Source organism: Kribbella sp. NPDC050820, from assembly GCF_040653975.1.
In the GTDB taxonomy this organism is placed as follows: Bacteria; Actinomycetota; Actinomycetes; order Propionibacteriales; family Kribbellaceae; genus Kribbella.
This window is the reverse complement of the sequence record NZ_JBFAHB010000047.1, coordinates 25,863-42,143: the sequence shown is the minus strand read 5'-3', so window position 1 is coordinate 42,143 and position 16,281 is coordinate 25,863. Positions and strand designations below refer to the sequence as shown.

Here is a 16,281-nt window from a genome sequence, read left to right as displayed (position 1 = left end):
TAGACGGAGCGGTTCTCGTCGTGGTGGCCTCGGGGGCACTCGGTCAGCGGCGACCCGGCCGCGGTGACGTTGGAGCCCAAGGTCGGCGGGCGCATCTACGAACTGACCCGCGATGGCAAGCAGATCGACTGGGGCGAGATCACGGCGTGGGATCCCCCGCACCGACTGAGCTACCGGTGGCACATCCGCCGGCCGGCTGACGAGGCCACGGACGTTGACGTTCGCTTCGTCGCCGTACCGGGAGGCCGAAGCAAGTTGGACATCGTCCACAGCGGTTGGGAGCGACTGGGTGCCGATGCCGAGCGCTGGCGGGATGCGAACGCCGACGGCTGGCGCGGGCTGCTCCGGTACTTCGTTTCCGCGACAACCGAAGGAGGAGACTGATGAGCGACTCTGGAACCAAAGAGGACCCCTGGGTTCTCAAGACGCCACCTGGTACGTCCGAGTACTCCATGTACCGCGACGACACCGCCGACCCGGCCGAGATCGTCTGCCAGGTCGGCTCGACGAAGCTGCGGTACCTGGCGCGCTGTCTCGACGACGTACCCGCGATGCTGAAGGCGCACGGGGACTGGATGGAGTTGGGCAGCGCGGACGAGGGCAAGCCGGCGAAGGACGGGACGCTGGAGGCGTGGGCTCGTGCGGATGAGAACCCGGTCGGCGGGTGGTACGGCCTCCGCAAGGGCTACCGCGGCCGCTTCGCCATGTACGTGCCCCCGCTCCTGGAGCACCTCGGTCTCGTCGAACTGGAGCACAACCCCCGCAACAACCGTCTCCGGGTGCGGTAGCAATCCGGACCAGGTGCATGCAGGTGCGGTCCGGCTGAAAGGACTTGCGGTCGCGGATGATGTGGCGGCGCCCGGGTGCGCTTTCTCGAGGTTGCCGGAGGCCCCGTTCTCGACTTCTGCGTCGTACCGGGCGTGTCGTGAAGGGCAGAAGCGGACCGGCGTCACGACCGAGCGGCGTCGCCTTCGTCATCTGAGTCTGTGGAGCGACCTGAAGCGGCTGCGTTGCCTGCCTCGTGGATGACGGTTGGGAGTTGTTGCCGGGAGGGCATGCCCAGCTTGGTGAAGACCTTGCGGAGGTGCCACGTCGGCGTGCGTCGATTCGCGAGAACCCGTACCAGGGCGAGGATTCCGGCCGTGCCGACCACCTCGACCAGGCTGCCGATCGCCTGAGAGCCGCCCGCCAGAAGCTCGACTCCCTGCAATGACCACCAGGTGATGGACCAGGGACTTTCCCTGGGGTGACGCGTCTGCCACTGACCAACAGTGGAGACAGCGGAAACCCTCCAAGGATTGGAAGACCCATGACCACGATTCACCTCACCGAGGTGACCACCTCGACGCCCGAGCAGTTCATCGCCGGGCTCACGGACTTCGGGCCGGGGCGCTCGAAGATCTTCGGGAACAGCCATGACGACTACCTCGAGGTGCACGACCAGGGGGCGGGCTGGGCCGATGTCACCGAGGGCTCGCCCGGCGTCTGGGAGCGCCTGCGGTACGACTGGTCCGACTCCGACCACGTCGTCCTCACGACGACCGACTCCAACGTCTGGGGCGGAAGGTCCGGCCACACGTACACGTTCAAGCGACGGGCCGACCGTGCGACGGAGATCGACGTCGTCATCGTGCGCGAAGGCAAGAACTTCAAGGGTCACCTGATCGGAGGTGTCTTCGCACTCTTCGGCAAGCAGGTCCTGGGCAAGGCCTTCGACGCGTCCGTCCGGGCCATCGAAGCGCGCAACACCCCCACGACCCGAGTGCAGGGGTGATCATCAGTCATCGTCGAGGCCGATCCGGCCGGAGCATTCACGCTCCGGCCGGCTCGCCTGGTGTCGTCACGCGGAGCGGGCCAGGGCGCTGCGGAGCCGGCGGCGAGAGGTGATGCCGAGTTGGAGAAGGTCTTGCGGAGGACCTCGTTGCGGGCGACTGCCACCCGCGAAAGAGCTTCATCGATTGCCTCCTTGGTCCCCCCACGGTCCCGTCGCCCGCCGCTGGTCACGGGCACTGGTGAATCTCCCTGGTGCGAGACGGTCGACTGAGGGTGAATGTGGATGGTGACACCGCGAGTCGGCACGAGGAGTGGAGGCATGATGACGTCAGCGGACGGCCGTGGGCTGAGCGGGCAGACAGTGGTTGTGATCGGCGGGAGCCAGGGGATCGGCCTCGCTACGGCTCGCCTCGCGCGGGCGGAGGGTGCATCCGTGATCATCACGGCGCGAAACGAGGAACGCCTGCAGCGGGTGGGCAAGGAGCTCGGTGCCGACACGGCGGCGTTCGACGCGACCGACTTCGACATGCTCTGGATGTTCTTCGAGTCGCTGCCGACGCCGATCGATCACGTCCTGGTCACCGGACCGGGGCCGTACTACGCGCCGCTGCAGGATTTCGACTTCGACGAGGCACGCCGCGATATCGAGTCACATCTCTTTCTGCCGCTGCACCTTGCCCGGCTCGCGATCGGCAGGATCCGCCCGGGCGGGTCGCTGACCTTCATCGGTGGCACCGGCGGTCGGCGTACGGCTCCTGGCCTGGTCCTGATCGGCGCGCTCACGGCAGCGATGCCGGCGATGACGCGAAACCTTGCGGTCGAGCTCGCGCCGATCCGGGCGAATCTGATTGCCGCCGGCTTCGTCGACACACCCCTCTCAGCCAGACTGCTGGGCGACCAACTGGAGGCCCGCCGCGAGGAACTCCGTACGACGCTCCCGATCGGCCGCGTTGTCGGACCCGACGACATCGCCACGCTGGCCCTCCACCTGATGACCAACACAGCCATCACCGGCGCCACCCTCGACATCGACGGCGGCCAACAACTCGTCTGAGACCCTCAACGCCTGACTACGGGCGCTAGCCATCAGGTAGTTCTTCCCACGCGCGCTACGCGGGCGCTCATCGTCGCTACGCTCCTCGACGCACCTGCTACGCCCACTCCCACCCACCCTCCGGCTTGCCGCCGGCATTCCTGCTGGCCGCCGCCGGCGGTTGCGGGCTGCCGCCCGCCCTCGACCGCCCCGTGGTCGCGGCCAACCGGAGTCAGTGAGCAGTCACGCGCGCGGTCGCGGAGTGCGCTGGCTGACAAGTCCTCCCGATGGTGGAGCGGCGGAACGGACGTGGGGTGCAGGGGACTTGAGGAGAACGAGGGATGTCCCCTCAGCACGTCCGCTCCGCCGGCTTGGTGGCGATCAGAACCTCGTGGGTGCAGTGGCGGAGGTGGTGTCTGATCTTGGCTGGGTGCCCGAGTACGGCGAGGTGGTGCAAAGTCGGTACGACGAGAGGTTGTCCGTCGGATCGCAGGAGTGATTCGAGGAGGTCGAGGGCCGCGCTGGGTGGTCCGGGCTCCTCGACGTACACCTTGGTCAGCTGAAGTCCGTGTGCGCTCGCGAACGCCTGCAACTGTCGTTGGACAGCGAGCAGCTGGCCTGTGTTCCCTACGAAATGCATCGAGATGAACCCGAGGGCTGGGGTGACGGACATCTGTGCCGCTCCTACGTCCGCCGTGCCTAGCCGCTGACCACGATCGTGATGCCGTTCGACTCGAGGCGCTGCCTTACCGACGATGGGTCGCCGGCAACCCCGAGGTGCTGGATGCCGGGCGTGATGATCATTCGCTCTGCTTCCTGCATCACGACCGCGAGCAAGTCGTGGAACGCCTCAGGCGCTGTCTCGATCTCCTCGACATGAATCGCCACCAGGTGAGTCCCACGACTGTGAGCGGCTTCGACGACGAGCTTTCGAGCGCTCGCCAGCTCGTTCTCGCTCATGAGGAAGTGCTTCCGGATGTAGCCGTAAGCCCGCATGGCGTTGCCCCGCTCGTGGTGATCTGCACCGGCAAGTTTGCTGATCATCTGTCTTGCCGCCATGTCATTCGTTGCGGCCGGACAGATCTCGGAACAGATCGGTGACCATTGCGAGTGTCAGGCCCGCAGCCAGGCAGAACGCGATCAACAGTGGCGTCGTCATGGTGGGCGTCCTTCGTTCGGTGTCGTAACACTCTGTATTCACACCATGGCGCTGGGAGGAGTCTTCTCACTACAGGCTGTGCTCATCGAGGCGACCTATCGGCGGTGCCGATAGACACGCCGGATGCGCTCCGACTAACTTCGCAGAGCCGCCTAGGGACAAGGAGTGACGATGACACCACCGCAGCCGCTGCTCGACTCGTCCTGGTGGGATCGCGCGGAGCTGCGACCGGTGCTCGCGTCACGTGACGTGGCAGGTATCTTCCGCTGGTTGCAGCGGCATGGCTGGAGCCAGACGCAGATTGGCGCCCGCACCTACCCGTCGCAGGGCGAAGTCTCGGAGATCCTCAACGGGCGCCAGGTCAAGGCGTACGACGTCCTTGAACGCATCGCCGACGCGTTCGAGATCCCGCGCGGACAGATGGGGCTCGCATACGCCTCAACCGGCGATGGACAGAGCGACGGCTCGCATGAGCTGACCAGCGACGATCGCCGCAACTTCGCCGGCGCGGTGGCGAGCGTGGCGTTCGGTTCGGTGAATGACCAGGCTCGGAAGTGGTTGCCCGAGCTGCCCACCAGCGTTGCCGCAGTACCGTCGGTGATCACCGGATCTGATGTGGAACAAGTGGCGTCGATGACCGCCGAGTTCCGGAAGCTCGATCAGCAGTACGGCGGGGGAGCAGCGGTCGACGCGGCCCGCGGTTTCTACGGATACGCGCGGCGGATGATCCACTCCACCGCCGACCACCGCACGCACCGCGACCTCAAGGTGTCGCTTGCGGACTTCAGCAGCATGCTCGGCTGGTCGTTCCATGACATCGGCGACCAAGCAGCGGCCCGACGCTTCCTGATGAACGCTCTCGTTCTCGCAAAGGATGCCGATGAGCCCTCGCTCGCTGCCTCGATCCTGTACCGGCTCGGCCGGGTCAGCATGCAAGAAGCCCAACCGGTTGAGGCGCTGAAGATGCTGCAACTCGGCCAACTCGCTGCACAGGACGCGGGCGATCCCGCCGAGGTGGCACGACTGCACGCCAACGAAGCTCTCGCCTACGCGATGCTCGGTAAGCACGATCACGTCCTCGACGCGCTGGCTCGGGCCGAACACGAGATGGGCCGTGCCGATAAGCGCCGGGTCTCACCGTGGACGACGCTGTATTTCACGCCGGGCGACTACACCGGCCACCAGGCGCTCGTCTACAACTCGTTGTCGGGCTACGCAAAAGACGTTGCACAGGCCCGGGAGTACGCCGTACGCGCTGTCGCATTCGCACAGCAGGCGATCAACGAGTCCGGGCCTGACAGGTCGCGTCGAAGCCGGACGTTCGATCGGATAATCCTGTCGACGAACCTGTTGCGTACGAATGAATTGGACCTCGGCATCGACGTGGCTCGTGATGTGATCAACGAAGCTCAACACCTCCGAAGCGGTCGCGGGCTTGGCCGCCTCGCGGAGATCGGCACCGCGGCGTCACAACACTCCGACAACTCCGACGCCGTGGACCTGCTGCATCAGCTCGAGTCCGTCCGCACGACCGCGCCGAAGGCACTCACCGCATGACCAACCTGTCCGCAGAGCTCGACCAGAGGCTCAAGCACGCTCTCAAGGGCATCTGCCAAGAAGCCGGGCTCCTCCCGGACGAAGCCGAGCTCATCAAGTACACGAACAACGCCGTTTTCCGACTTCCAGGCCAAGGCGTTGTCGTCAGGTTCGGTGCCGGCGACTTAGCCAGCCAGCGTGCCGACCACGTCGCGCGTATTGCCACTTGGCTGGGCGAACACGACGCTCCCGCCGTACGGCTCGCTCCGGCGCTCGATCAGCCGGTCCTGTTCGAGAACTACTCGGCGACCATCTGGCAGCTCCTGGAGGGCGGAAATCCCGAGTGGACCGGTGCCGAGCTGGCAGCCCCATTGCTCGGCTGGCACAAACTCGAACCGATGGCCGCCCTGAAGCCCTGGGACCCCTTCAGCAATGCCCGCAGTCGCCTAGCGATGGCCGACGGCATCACACCGGATGATCACGCCTGGCTCACACAGCAATGGGCCAAGATCGAGGCCGACTACCGAGCCCTCACGCCCGATCTCAAGATGGGCTTACTGCACGGCGACGCCTACATCGGCAACCTTTTGCGAGAACGCTCCGGCCGCTTCGTCCTCTGCGACTTCGACGGCACGAGCATCGGCCCTCTCGCCTACGACCTGGTGGTCGCTGCCGTCAGCGCCCGCCGCTTCGGCGCTACCCAGGACCACGAAGCGCTAGCCGCCACCTATGGCCTAGACGTCACCGCCTTGTCCTCCTGGCCGACTCTCAGCCGCATCCGAGAACTGGTCCTGGTCACCAGCGTCATCACCGACCTCCGCAATCGCCCCGGCATCGCCAAGGTCCACGCCCACCGCCTATCCACCCTCAGATCCGGCGCCAACGAACTCTGGCACCGCTACAAATAGTTGGTCGCGCGTGGAGGGGGAGGGGTAGTCGTGTATCTCGCAGTCTCGGGTCATCGTGGCCTGTCTGAAGAGGTGAAGGCTTGGACCGCGGCTGAGCTACGGCACGCGATCGAGTCCAAAGGGGTGACCGAGCTTGTCGGGATCTCGTGTCTGGCTGATGGTGCCGATGCGCTGTTCGCCCAAACAGTCCTCGACCTAGGCGGCCGGCTTATCGCGGTCATCCCAGCGACCACCTACCGCGACGGCCTCCCGGTGTCGCACCACCAGACCTACGACACTTTGCTGTCCAAGGCTTCGGAAGCAGTCGCCCTCGATCGAGAAGTCTCCGACGCGGATGCCCACATGGACGCCAGCCTCCGCATGCTCGACCGCGCCGACGAGCTGATCGCCATCTGGGACGGCCAACCCGCCCGCGGCCCCGGCGGAACCGCCGACGTCGTCCAAGCAGCACGCGACCGGGACCTGCCGGTGACGGTCATCTGGCCGGCCGGCGTCACGCGGGACTGAGTCGCAGTCCTGTCGTTCGATTTGCGCCTGTTATGCGCGCGGCGTCACCGGGGCGCGGCGGGTGCTTTGGGGCGGGGGAGCTCACCAGGGCGTGGGGAGCGCTCCAGGGAGGGTGTGCTGAGGTCATCCGGGTTGGGGGAGGAGGGGGTGGCGGGGGTGCCGTACGGTCGGCGGGTTGGGGGTGGTGTGGGTGATTGGGCATGCGCTGGTTTCTTTGCCGCGGCCGGTGGATCGGGTGGGGTGGGATCGGGCTATTGGCGTGGGGTTTGCGGTGGGGTCGGTGTGCTTCTTTGTGGGGCCGTTTCCTGGGTTTGTGCAGGTGGTGGGGGCGGCGGTGGACGGGGTGGTGTTTTTTGTTGGGTCCGTGTTCTTCACGATTGCTGCCGCTATGGAGTTGCGGGAGGGGACTGTTCGGCGCGGGCAGCGGTGGGGGCGTGATCTGTCGTGGTGGAGTGCTGCGGTTCAGTTCGCTGGGACTCTGCTGTTCAACCTCAGTACGTTTGCCGCGATGCAGGAGAGTCTGTCGACGCAGCAGGAGAATCGGCTGATTTGGGCGCCGGTATGTTCGGCTCGGCGTGCTTTCTCGCATCCGGTGTGCTGGCCTACTGGGTCGCGGCTGGGCGGAGCATCCGCCCGGCGCGGATGGACAGGGCGGCCACGATGGCTGCTGTGAATCTGCTCGGATGCGTGCTGTTCGGCATCTCGGCCGTCGCCTCGTTCGTCGTGCCGGCCACTGGCTCGATACTCAACCTGGCCGCCTCGAACTGGTGCACCTCACTCGGCGCACTGTGCTTCTTCATCGGTGCCCTGCTGGGTTTGCCTCACTCGTCTGACGCCCGCCCGGCTACCGCGAGCTAGGCGTGCCCGAAGGATCAGCGTACGACGCGGTCTATGCGTTGGCCGTGGTTGTCGAAGAGGTGGAGGTGGGCGGGGTCGACGGTCAGGTGGACGTTTGATCCGGACTGGAGGCCGCTGCCGGGGTCGATCTCGAGGACCAGGTCGGCTCGGCGGTGGGTGGGGGAGGCGGCCGGCTCGGGGGCGGGTGGTGGGGCGGACTTGCGGAGTACCGAGCGGGCCATGGTTGTCAGGGTCGACATGCGTGGGGCTGCGTGGCGGTGGTGCGAGTGGCCGTCGGAAGGCTTCGACTTTGGGTGCGGGGCATGCGATCGGACGACGTCGGGGTTGAGCATCTCGATGCCGCACTGGACGAAGGCGATCCACTGGTTGCCGTGGAACTCGAGTGCGCGCAGTGATCCAGAGAGCTGGTTGTTCTGACCGCCGCCGGCGGCCAGCGTGAACGCATCCGAGCGGGCGCCGACGATGACCTGGATGCCGTCGTGCTGGCTGAGGATCATCGATCGGCGGTCGGTCGGTGGCAGGTGGAGGGATTGGCCGCCGAAGTCCAGGCTCACGCGATGATGAGCGGTGACTCGGACGGTGGCGGACATGAGGTTGATGCGTGGCGTTCCGAGGAAGCCGGCAGCGAAGGCTGTGGCGGGGTTGTTGAAGACCTGTTCGGGAGTCCCCACGTCTTCGATCCGGCCGTCGCGCATGATGGCGATCCGGTCGGCCAGGGTGAGAGCCTCGACCTGGTCGTGGGTCACGTAGACCGTTGTCACGTTGATGTCGCGGACCATGGCGCCGATCTCCTGCCGCAACTCGGTGCGCATGGTCGCGTCCAGGTTCGACAACGGCTCGTCCATCAGGAAGATCCGCGGCTGTCTGACGATCGCCCGGCCGATGGCGACGCGCTGCCGCTGGCCGCCGGACAGCGTTCGTGGCAGCCGATCGAGTGCTGCGTCGATGCCGAGAATCCTGGCCAGGCCGGCGGCCTTCGAGCTGGCCTCCTCGGCGTCCTCACCGGCGATCCGCAACGGGAACATGATGTTCTGGCGGGCGGTGCGATTCGGGTACAGGGCGCCGTTCTGGAAGACCAGCGCGACGCCGCGATCCTTGGGCGGGAGGTCCGTTGCGTGGGTGCGTCCTAGCCAGACCTTGCCCGCGGTGAGTTCCTCCAGGCCGGCGATCATCCGGAGCAAGGTGGTCTTGCCGCAGCCGGAGGGCCCGAGCAGCACCATGACCTCGCCGGCCGCGATGTCCAGCGTCACGTTGTCGACGGCAAGGTACCGGCCGCCGTACACCTTGGACACCGAGTCCAGCTTGATTGCGGTCATCAGCACCTCCTCCAGACGAACGAGCCTGAGTACAGCGGCCCGCCGTACACCTTGTCCATAGCTCGCGTCGCAGTCTTCGGGAATCGGCTGGTGCTTGCCTCTGGCAAGCAGACTCGTCGAGGACCGAGGCACGTTCAGATGCCAACTACACTCGGTATACGTTCGGCTACGCGGCCGGGAGCAGGGGGTCCGGATGGTGGGATTTGGACCAGGAACAAGCGTTTCTGGAGGACGCAGGTGAACGAGGAGAGGAAGGCGAAGCCTGGCGGGGCCTGGAGCGGATGAGCTGCTGCGATCGTGCCACGCCCGCTAGTACGAGCTTGACCCGGTTCTGTCGGCGGCGGAGGCTGGCGGGTAAGACGGCGGGTGTGTGAAGGGGATGGCGAACATGGCGAAGGTGCTGATTCTTACCGGGGACGCGGCGGAGGATCTGGAGGTGTTCTACCCGTACCAGAGACTCCTCGAGGAGGGGTACGACGTCGACATCGCGGCGCCGGCGGTGAAGAAGTTGCAGTTCGTGGTGCACGACTTCGTGGACGGCTTCGACACGTACACGGAGAAGCCGGGGCACACCTGGCAGGCAGACGTGGCGTTCGCCGATGTGGACCCGTCCGACTACGTTGCGCTGGTGATTCCGGGTGGGCGGGCTCCGGAGTACATCCGCAACGATGCTGACTGTCAGCGAATCGTTCAGCACTTCTACGGCGAGTCGAAACCCGTGGCCCAGCTCTGTCACGGACCGCTTGTCGCCGCGGCGGCCGGCGTACTGAACGGGCGCAAGACCTCGGCCTACCCGGCGCTGGCCCTCGACATCACGGCCGGGGGAGCGGAGTGGGTCGACGGCGACGCGGTCGTCGACGGCAACGTGGTCTCCGGCCGCGCCTGGCCGGACCACCCGACCTGGATGCGCGCCTTCATGACAATCCTGAAGGAGCACGCCCCGGCCTAGTTACAGCAGCCACAGCGCACGCAGAAGCACCTTGTACAGTCGGCGCTGTGATGTGTACGCGCGGCTCCTCGCGGTTGAGTGATGTGCTCAGCTGTCGGGTTGACGTGCCCGTGCACACGCTCGAGCTGTGGCGCTTGCTCCGGCAGAACCGAGCGGGATGGACCGACCTGACGTCGTACTGACCCAGTCCCGGAAAACATCTACCTGCTCGGAGAAACAGTCATGACGACAGTGCTTTGTGTGCCGCAATGGCAGGGATCAGCCTCGGACAGGGCGCCGCTGCTGGCTGAGGGGGCGCATCGGACCGCTGACCTGCTGCACGCGGACGCCGTGGTGTCGGTGCCGGTTGGCGACGGCGGCGACGACATCACGGACGGGGTTCGCGCCCGCGCGGTCCTGGTCGAGAACCTGAAGCTGATCGGCGAGGCGCTCGCCGAGATCGATGACTTTGTGATCACCGTGGGCGGTGACTGCGGCGTCGACCTCGCGCCGATTGCCGCAGCTCGCCGCCAGTACGGCGACGAGTTAGCCGTGCTGTGGATCGACGCACATCCGGACGTCTACGGGCCGGGCGAGCTCCCGTCCGGGGCGTTCCACGGCATGGTCGTGCGTACGCTGCTGGGTGACGGGCCTGCGCTGCTGACACCGGCACATACCTTGGCGCCGGAGCAGGTGATTCTCGCCGGCGTCAGGGCCGGAGGTGACAGCGAACACGAGTATGTCCGCAGAACCGGCCTTCGTGTGTACGGCGTCGACCAGCTGGAGAGCGCGTTCGACGGGCTGTCCGGTCCGACGTACGTCCATGTCGATCTGGACGTGCTCGAGCCCACCGAATTCGGTTCGGTCTGCTATCCCGAACCAGCCGGCGTCCGGTCATCCGACCTGGTCGAGCTGATCTCACGACTGGACAACGTCGTCGGCGCGGCGATCACCGAACACGCCCCGGCCTACGACAATCCCGCCGAAGCCGACATCCTCCGGCGACTCGGCGCCGCGCTCCGCCGCTGAGCGTCCGGCGGCCTCGACACCCGGGCCGGACGGGGGTTGGTCTCACTTGATGCGGACGCTCGGCCAGGGGTTCGGCAGGCAGGAGGCGAGGCCCTTGGTTTGCTGCATCATGATTGGGGCCGGAGCGCCTGGGGTCTGGCAGGTTGCGTGCTGGTAGCCGAGGGCGTGGCCGACCTCGTGGTTCGCCAGGTACGCGCGGTAGGCGTCCAGCTGGCCGCGGTAGCCGGGAGTTCCTTCGGCCCAGCGTTTCGCGTTCAGTACGACGCGATCGCGCACTCGGCACGAGACCTGCCCGCCGGTGTCGAGCGGTCGGCAGAGCTGATCGGTGGTCGCGGGGGAGGCGACGATGATCCGCAGCTCGGCCGTCTGGTCGATGCGCTGGAACGCGACCTGGCGAATCGGCTGCCAGCCGCGGCTGTCGGTCAGCATCCGGTGGATGGTCGCGGCTACCTGGGCGGGATCGAACGGCATTCCTTGCTCGATCTCGACGCGGTAGGTCAGTCGCCGACCGGGGCTGGTTGCCTGCTCCTCGCCCGGCACGATCCGCAGCCGTCCGCTCCCGGCGGACGGCACGCCAACGTACGGCGTCCGCTCGCCACCGCGGGACGCCCTGGACGGAACAGCGGACGCGGGCGGTCGTGCCGTTCCGGCCACGGTCGCCGGCGCGGAGACCGTCGTACTGGGCGACCTGCCGAAGGAAGCCGCTCGACCACCGTCCGGCCCCGAGTTGTGCGTTGCCGTGACGGCCAGAGTCAGGAGGCCGACCCCGACCGTCGTCGTCGCGATCGTGACAGACCGGCCGCGACCCGAGGACGTGCGACGACCGGCCGCTAGTCGATGTCGTCCGCTCCCGGTCACCCCGACACTCTAGGGGGCCCGTCCTGCCTGCTGGCGGGGGGTGAGTGCGGTGAGGACGCCGGCGGCGATCAGGAGGGCGGGGATGTCGCCGATCAGGTGGACCCACTCGGTCGGACTCATCGCGACGTGGACGGTCATCACGGCGGCATGCGCCAGGCTCGACCACACGGTGAACCAGATCAGGGACAGGTGGTCCAGTGGTGCCCGCGAGGCGCGGATCAGGAACACGCCGAGTACGACGTAAAGGACCGCGATCATCTGTTCGTACTCGTGCTGCTCCGGCTGCCAGGCGAAGCCGGCAGGCCAGAGCAGCATGAGCGGGTACACCGCGACGACGAAGACGCTCCCGATGACGACGAGCGCTATCCGCAGCCGCCGTACGCCGGCGATGCTCAGCTCGGTGCGCATAGGGGGAGTCTCGTCAGGTTCCTTGACGGAAGCAACAGCTCACCGGGTCGTCGAGACGTCCACGACTTGGGGGTCCGACTGCGAGGCAGCAGCTGGGATCCGCAAGGTGACCGCGGCCAGGACTGCGCCGACGGCAGCGATGACCGCGGCGCCGATGAAGGCCGCCGAGTAGCCGTCCGTCAGGGCGCCGGCGTCACCGAGCAGGTCGGCGCCGTTCGCGGCGGCCACCGCGGTCATCGCGGCCAGGCCGAGCGCGGAGCCGATCTGGTAGCTGGTGTTCACGATCCCGGACGCCAGACCGCCCTCCTCGGGACGAGCTGACGACAGCGCGATCCCGAGACTGGGGATGAACGCCAGCGACATCCCGGCGGCCGCGATGAGCGAGGCGGGCAGTACGTCGACCCAGAAGGAGCCGTCCGAGCGGATCAGCGACAGCCCGGCCAGGCCGACGGTGAGGATCGCCATGCCGCCGACCAGCGTCTTCTTCGGGCCGGCGGTCGCGATCAGCTTGGGCGCGACCAGGATCATCCCGAGCATGATGAATGTTGTCATCGGCAACAGAGCGGAGCCGCTCGGGAATGCGCTCAGCCCGAGGACCTGCTGCAGGTACAGGTTGAGGAAGAACCACATCGGCACCCACGCGGCGCCCAGCAGCAGTTGGGCCACGTTCGCGGCAGCCAGGTTCGGCGCCGCGAAGATCCCGAGCCGCATCAACGGCTCCCGCCGCTTGGCCTGTACCGCGACGAACACTCCCAGCAGTACGACGGCCGACGCGCCGACCAGGAGCGTCGACCCCGCCGACCAACCGACCTCGGGCGCGCGGACGATCGCGTAGACACCGGCACCGAGACCCGCAGTCACAGTCAGCGCCCCCAGCAGGTCCACCGAGCCACGACGTACAGCGGAATTCGGCATCAATGCCGGGGTTGCGATGAGGGCGATCAGAGCGATCGGCACGTTGAGGAAGAAGACCCACGGCCAGGACAGGTACTCGGTGATCACGCCGCCGAGGAAGACGCCCGCCGTACCTCCCGCCGGAGCGGCCGCGCCGTACAGGGCGATCGCCTTGGTCAGTTCCTTCGGATTGCTGCCGAACAACATCATCAACAGGGTCAAGGCTGCCGGTGCAATCAGCGCAGCGCCAACACCCTGGACGGCGCGGCCGGTGAGCTCCGCGCCGACACCGGTCGCGAAGCCGGCCAGCAACGAACCGGCCAGCAGCACCGCCCAGCCGGCCGCGAAGACTCGGCGGGCGCCGAGCAGGTCCGACAGCCGCCCGCCGAGCAGCAACAGGCCGCCGAACGCGACGACGTACGCGTTGAACACCCAGGACAGGTTGCCCGGACTGAATCCGAGCTCTGCCTGCATCTTCGGCAGCGCGACGCCGATGATCGAGGTGTCCATGATCACCATGAACTGCGCCGCGGCGATCAAGCCGAGCGCCCACCAGCGCCGCGACGACTCCGACTCACTCATCATATACTCCTTACCCGTAGGGGGTATCGCTAAAAGACGATGGAGTTACCCTAGGGGGGTATAGACGAGATGCGCAAGTGCTTTCACCGGATGCGGCGCGAGGGTCCTGGCGTACGCTCGCGTCTAGGAGTTCCACATGCTGCGCAGAAACCGATCCGACCGTGACCGACGCCGCCGGCTAGACCGTAGCTCGGGGTACGGCTGCGAGTGGCTGACGATCCGGAACAGCCGTGAGTGGGTGTGTCGCCGGGCCAGCGGGCGAACCCTGGAGCTGGGGGCCGGCACGGGGCTCAACCTCCGGTGGTACCCGGGCGACGTCGACCTGGTCGTCGTGGATGTCGACCGCGAGCGTATCGAGGTCGCGGAGGAGCGCGTCCGTGAGCAGGGTGAGGCGGTTCGCGTAGCTGTCGCCGACGGTCAGCAGCTCCCGTTCGATCACGACTCGTTCGACACCGTGGTCTGCACCTTGGCCATCTGTGACATGGAAGACCGTGCGGCGGCCCTGGCTGAGGCCTATCGCGTGGTTCGGCCGGGTGGATCGCTGGTGCTGCTTGACCACTTCGAGAAGCGCTGGCGACACGGACGACCGGCGACGCTCGGCGAACGGGCCGGCTTCACGATGGTCGAGCGTCAGCGCCTGTGGGCCGGCTACTTCGAACGCGTCCGCTTACAAAAGCCCGTTGAATGAGGCCGCGATCCGCACCGCTGGTGCGACTGGCAGATCTCGGCGCTCGGGCCGAGGACACCCACGACGAGCGGCTCCGGCAGGGCACGCTCATCTTCTCTGCGCTGCTGGTCACGGCGATGTCCACGATCTGGGTGATCACTTACCTCGCGTACGGCGATCCGGTCTCGGCGGCGATCCCCGCGTCCTACCAGGTGATCACCATCATCGGGCTTGCCGTCCTGGCTCGGACACGTCGTTTCGCGACGTTCCGCACCACGCAACTGCTGGCGATCTTGGTGCTGCCAGGTCTGCTGCAGTTGTCGCTCGGCGGCTTCGTCGCCTCGAGCGCGATGATTCTCTGGGCGATGCTCGCACCACTCGCGGCGCTGGCGTTGCTCGGTATCCGGCGTTCCGTGCCGTGGCTGGTGGCGTTCTTCGCCGAACTGGTCGCGCTCGCCCTGGTGGACTCCCGGCTCGCACCGTCCCTGCCGGCGCTGCCCACCGGCTTCGTGGTCACCTTCCTGGTGCTGAACGTCGGCGGAGTCATCGTGAGCGCCTACGTGATGCTCGGCTATTTCGTGGAGCAGCGGGAGCGCGCCCATCGAGACCTGCAGGCCGAGCGGGAGCGTTCGGAGCGGCTCCTGCTCAACGTGCTGCCGGAGCCCATCGCCGAGCGCCTCAAGGCGGAGCCGGGAGTGATCGCGGAACACTACGACGCGGTGAGCGTGCTCTTCGCCGACATCGTCGGCTTCACGGCGCGATCGGCGGTGATGGCGGCGGCGGACGTGGTGAAGCTGCTGGACCAGGTGTTCTCCGCGTTCGACCGGATCGCCGACGCCGAGGGCGTCGAGAAGATCAAGACGATCGGGGACGCCTACATGCTGGTGGGCGGTCTGCCGAACCCGCGGCCCGACCACCTCACAGCGGTCGCCCGTACGGCGCTCGCACTGCGCGACGAGGTCGCCCGGATCGCGGCACGGCCCGGGCAGGACTGGCTCGCCGTCCGGATCGGAATCGACTGCGGACCGGTGGTGGCCGGCGTGATCGGCCGTCGCAAGTTCATCTATGACCTCTGGGGCGACACCGTGAACACCGCGAGCCGGATGGAGTCGCACGGGCGACCCGGCGAGATTCAGGTCACCGAACGGGTGGCGGCGGCCCTCGGCCCGGAGTTCGCCGTACGGCCACGCGGCGTCATCGAGGTCAAGGGAAAGGGCCCGATGCGGACCTTCCTCCTCGATGCGCAGCGGTGATCAGTTCGGGTGGCCCTTGCGGCGGCGGTTGAGGGCGCGTTCGGTCTCGCGCGTTGCCTCGCGTTCGGCGAGGGCGTGGCGTTTGTCCCAGGTCTTCTTGCCGCGGCCCAAGGCGATCTCCACCTTCGCGCGACCGTCTTTGAAGTAGAGGGTCACCGGGACGATCGTCAGTCCGCTCTCGTTGACCTTGCGCTCGATCTTGTCGATCTGGGCGCGATGCAGCAGCAGCTTGCGCTTGCGGCGTGAGCCGTCGTTGAACCAGCGGGCCTGGGAGTACTGCGGGATGTGTACGGCGTGCAGCCAGATCTCCCGGTTCTCGACCATGGCGAAGCCGCCGACCAGCGACGCCCGCCCGGCACGGAGCGCCTTCACCTCCGGACCCTGCAGCACGATCCCCGCCTCCCAGGACTCGCCCAACTGGTAGTCGTGGGCAGCCTTCCGGTTGCGCGCAACCACAGGGTTCGCCTCGGGCTTCTTCACACCGCAATTCTGCCCCACAGCCCTACAAGGCCGAGGATTGACTTTGGTGTGAGGGGTAACCGGGGGTGCTCGGGTTCAGGGGTGAGCCTCAA

The 16,281-nt window shown here is 67.0% G+C and carries 19 protein-coding genes and 1 pseudogene; 12 read left to right on the top strand and 8 right to left on the bottom strand.

The window, feature by feature from the left end:
* Positions 1–18: 18 nt before the first annotated feature.
* The 5 genes and pseudogenes from AB0H36_RS31670 to AB0H36_RS31650 all read left to right on the top strand — a co-directional run.
* Positions 19–384, top strand: a pseudogene (locus tag AB0H36_RS31670) (SRPBCC domain-containing protein); the annotation flags it as partial.
* Positions 384–788 (top strand): DUF6855 family protein, encoded by a 405-nt coding sequence (locus AB0H36_RS31665; protein ID WP_360531825.1) that lies wholly within the window; start codon positions 384–386, stop codon positions 786–788. The pseudogene AB0H36_RS31670 and the gene AB0H36_RS31665, both read left to right, overlap by 1 nt.
* Before the next feature lie 296 nt (positions 789–1,084).
* Positions 1,085–1,213: a hypothetical protein gene (locus AB0H36_RS31660; RefSeq protein ID WP_360531822.1), complete on the top strand. Its 129-nt coding sequence runs from the start codon at positions 1,085–1,087 to the stop codon at positions 1,211–1,213.
* A gap of 96 nt (positions 1,214–1,309) precedes the next feature.
* On the top strand, positions 1,310–1,774 hold the full coding sequence (locus tag AB0H36_RS31655; RefSeq protein WP_360531819.1) for a hypothetical protein: 465 nt from the start codon (positions 1,310–1,312) through the stop codon (positions 1,772–1,774).
* Between the two features lie 318 nt (positions 1,775–2,092).
* Complete coding sequence (locus AB0H36_RS31650; protein WP_360531816.1) at positions 2,093–2,827, top strand: SDR family oxidoreductase; 735 nt, start codon at positions 2,093–2,095, stop codon at positions 2,825–2,827.
* 328 nt (positions 2,828–3,155) lie between these two features.
* Here AB0H36_RS31650 and AB0H36_RS31645 read toward each other — a convergent pair whose 3' ends face one another.
* Together AB0H36_RS31645 and AB0H36_RS31640 are read right to left on the bottom strand one after the other, a co-directional pair.
* Positions 3,156–3,479, bottom strand: a complete 324-nt coding sequence (locus tag AB0H36_RS31645; protein ID WP_360531813.1) for a hypothetical protein — start codon at positions 3,477–3,479, stop codon at positions 3,156–3,158.
* Positions 3,480–3,505: 26 nt separating this feature from the next.
* A complete protein-coding gene (locus AB0H36_RS31640) occupies positions 3,506–3,850 on the bottom strand; it encodes a hypothetical protein (RefSeq protein ID WP_360531810.1) in 345 nt (114 codons plus the stop codon).
* Positions 3,851–4,136: 286 nt separating this feature from the next.
* Here AB0H36_RS31640 and AB0H36_RS31635 point away from each other — a divergent pair, with 286 nt between their 5' ends.
* Genes AB0H36_RS31635 through AB0H36_RS31625 form a run of 3 tightly spaced genes read left to right on the top strand, consistent with a single transcriptional unit; the run spans position 4,137 to position 6,916 of the window.
* Positions 4,137–5,522: a helix-turn-helix transcriptional regulator gene (locus AB0H36_RS31635; protein WP_360531807.1), complete on the top strand. Its 1,386-nt coding sequence runs from the start codon at positions 4,137–4,139 to the stop codon at positions 5,520–5,522.
* Positions 5,519–6,409: an aminoglycoside phosphotransferase family protein gene (locus AB0H36_RS31630; RefSeq protein ID WP_360531804.1), complete on the top strand. Its 891-nt coding sequence runs from the start codon at positions 5,519–5,521 to the stop codon at positions 6,407–6,409. Before AB0H36_RS31635 ends, AB0H36_RS31630 begins: the two co-directional genes overlap by 4 nt.
* 30 nt (positions 6,410–6,439) lie before the next feature.
* Positions 6,440–6,916 carry a hypothetical protein gene (locus tag AB0H36_RS31625; RefSeq protein WP_360531801.1) on the top strand — a complete coding sequence of 159 codons (477 nt, stop codon included), beginning with the start codon at positions 6,440–6,442 and terminating at the stop codon, positions 6,914–6,916.
* A 602-nt stretch (positions 6,917–7,518) separates the two neighbouring features.
* Here the strand turns inward: AB0H36_RS31625 and AB0H36_RS31620 are convergent.
* Both AB0H36_RS31620 and AB0H36_RS31615 read right to left on the bottom strand, forming a co-directional pair.
* Positions 7,519–7,716 carry a hypothetical protein gene (locus AB0H36_RS31620; RefSeq protein ID WP_360531798.1) on the bottom strand — a complete coding sequence of 66 codons (198 nt, stop codon included), beginning with the start codon at positions 7,714–7,716 and terminating at the stop codon, positions 7,519–7,521.
* A gap of 72 nt (positions 7,717–7,788) precedes the next feature.
* A complete protein-coding gene (locus tag AB0H36_RS31615; RefSeq protein ID WP_360531795.1) occupies positions 7,789–9,090 on the bottom strand; it encodes an ABC transporter ATP-binding protein in 1,302 nt (433 codons plus the stop codon).
* A gap of 388 nt (positions 9,091–9,478) precedes the next feature.
* Here AB0H36_RS31615 and AB0H36_RS31610 point away from each other — a divergent pair, with 388 nt between their 5' ends.
* Entirely contained in the window at positions 9,479–10,039 is a 561-nt protein-coding gene (locus tag AB0H36_RS31610) for a DJ-1/PfpI family protein (RefSeq protein WP_360531792.1), read from the top strand.
* Between the two features lie 222 nt (positions 10,040–10,261).
* Positions 10,262–11,047, top strand: coding sequence for an arginase family protein (locus AB0H36_RS31605; protein ID WP_360531789.1), 786 nt, complete (start codon positions 10,262–10,264; stop codon positions 11,045–11,047).
* A 42-nt stretch (positions 11,048–11,089) separates the two neighbouring features.
* Here AB0H36_RS31605 and AB0H36_RS31600 read toward each other — a convergent pair whose 3' ends face one another.
* The 3 genes from AB0H36_RS31600 to AB0H36_RS31590 are packed head-to-tail and all read right to left on the bottom strand — an operon-like array spanning position 11,090 to position 13,789.
* Positions 11,090–11,905, bottom strand: a complete 816-nt coding sequence (locus AB0H36_RS31600; protein WP_360531786.1) for a DUF3152 domain-containing protein — start codon at positions 11,903–11,905, stop codon at positions 11,090–11,092.
* 9 nt (positions 11,906–11,914) lie between these two features.
* Positions 11,915–12,313, bottom strand: coding sequence for a DUF6632 domain-containing protein (locus tag AB0H36_RS31595; protein ID WP_360531783.1), 399 nt, complete (start codon positions 12,311–12,313; stop codon positions 11,915–11,917).
* Positions 12,314–12,352: 39 nt separating this feature from the next.
* On the bottom strand, positions 12,353–13,789 hold the full coding sequence (locus AB0H36_RS31590; RefSeq protein ID WP_360531780.1) for an MFS transporter: 1,437 nt from the start codon (positions 13,787–13,789) through the stop codon (positions 12,353–12,355).
* A 136-nt stretch (positions 13,790–13,925) separates the two neighbouring features.
* Between AB0H36_RS31590 and AB0H36_RS31585 the strand changes: the two genes are divergently transcribed.
* Both AB0H36_RS31585 and AB0H36_RS31580 read left to right on the top strand, forming a co-directional pair.
* Positions 13,926–14,477 (top strand): class I SAM-dependent methyltransferase, encoded by a 552-nt coding sequence (locus AB0H36_RS31585; protein ID WP_360531777.1) that lies wholly within the window; start codon positions 13,926–13,928, stop codon positions 14,475–14,477.
* A gap of 20 nt (positions 14,478–14,497) precedes the next feature.
* Positions 14,498–15,709 (top strand): adenylate/guanylate cyclase domain-containing protein, encoded by a 1,212-nt coding sequence (locus tag AB0H36_RS31580; RefSeq protein ID WP_360531774.1) that lies wholly within the window; start codon positions 14,498–14,500, stop codon positions 15,707–15,709.
* Here the strand turns inward: AB0H36_RS31580 and smpB are convergent, their stop codons facing one another.
* On the bottom strand, positions 15,710–16,189 hold the full coding sequence (gene smpB, locus AB0H36_RS31575) for an SsrA-binding protein SmpB (protein ID WP_360531771.1): 480 nt from the start codon (positions 16,187–16,189) through the stop codon (positions 15,710–15,712). It lies immediately after the preceding gene.
* Positions 16,190–16,281 lie beyond the last annotated feature (92 nt).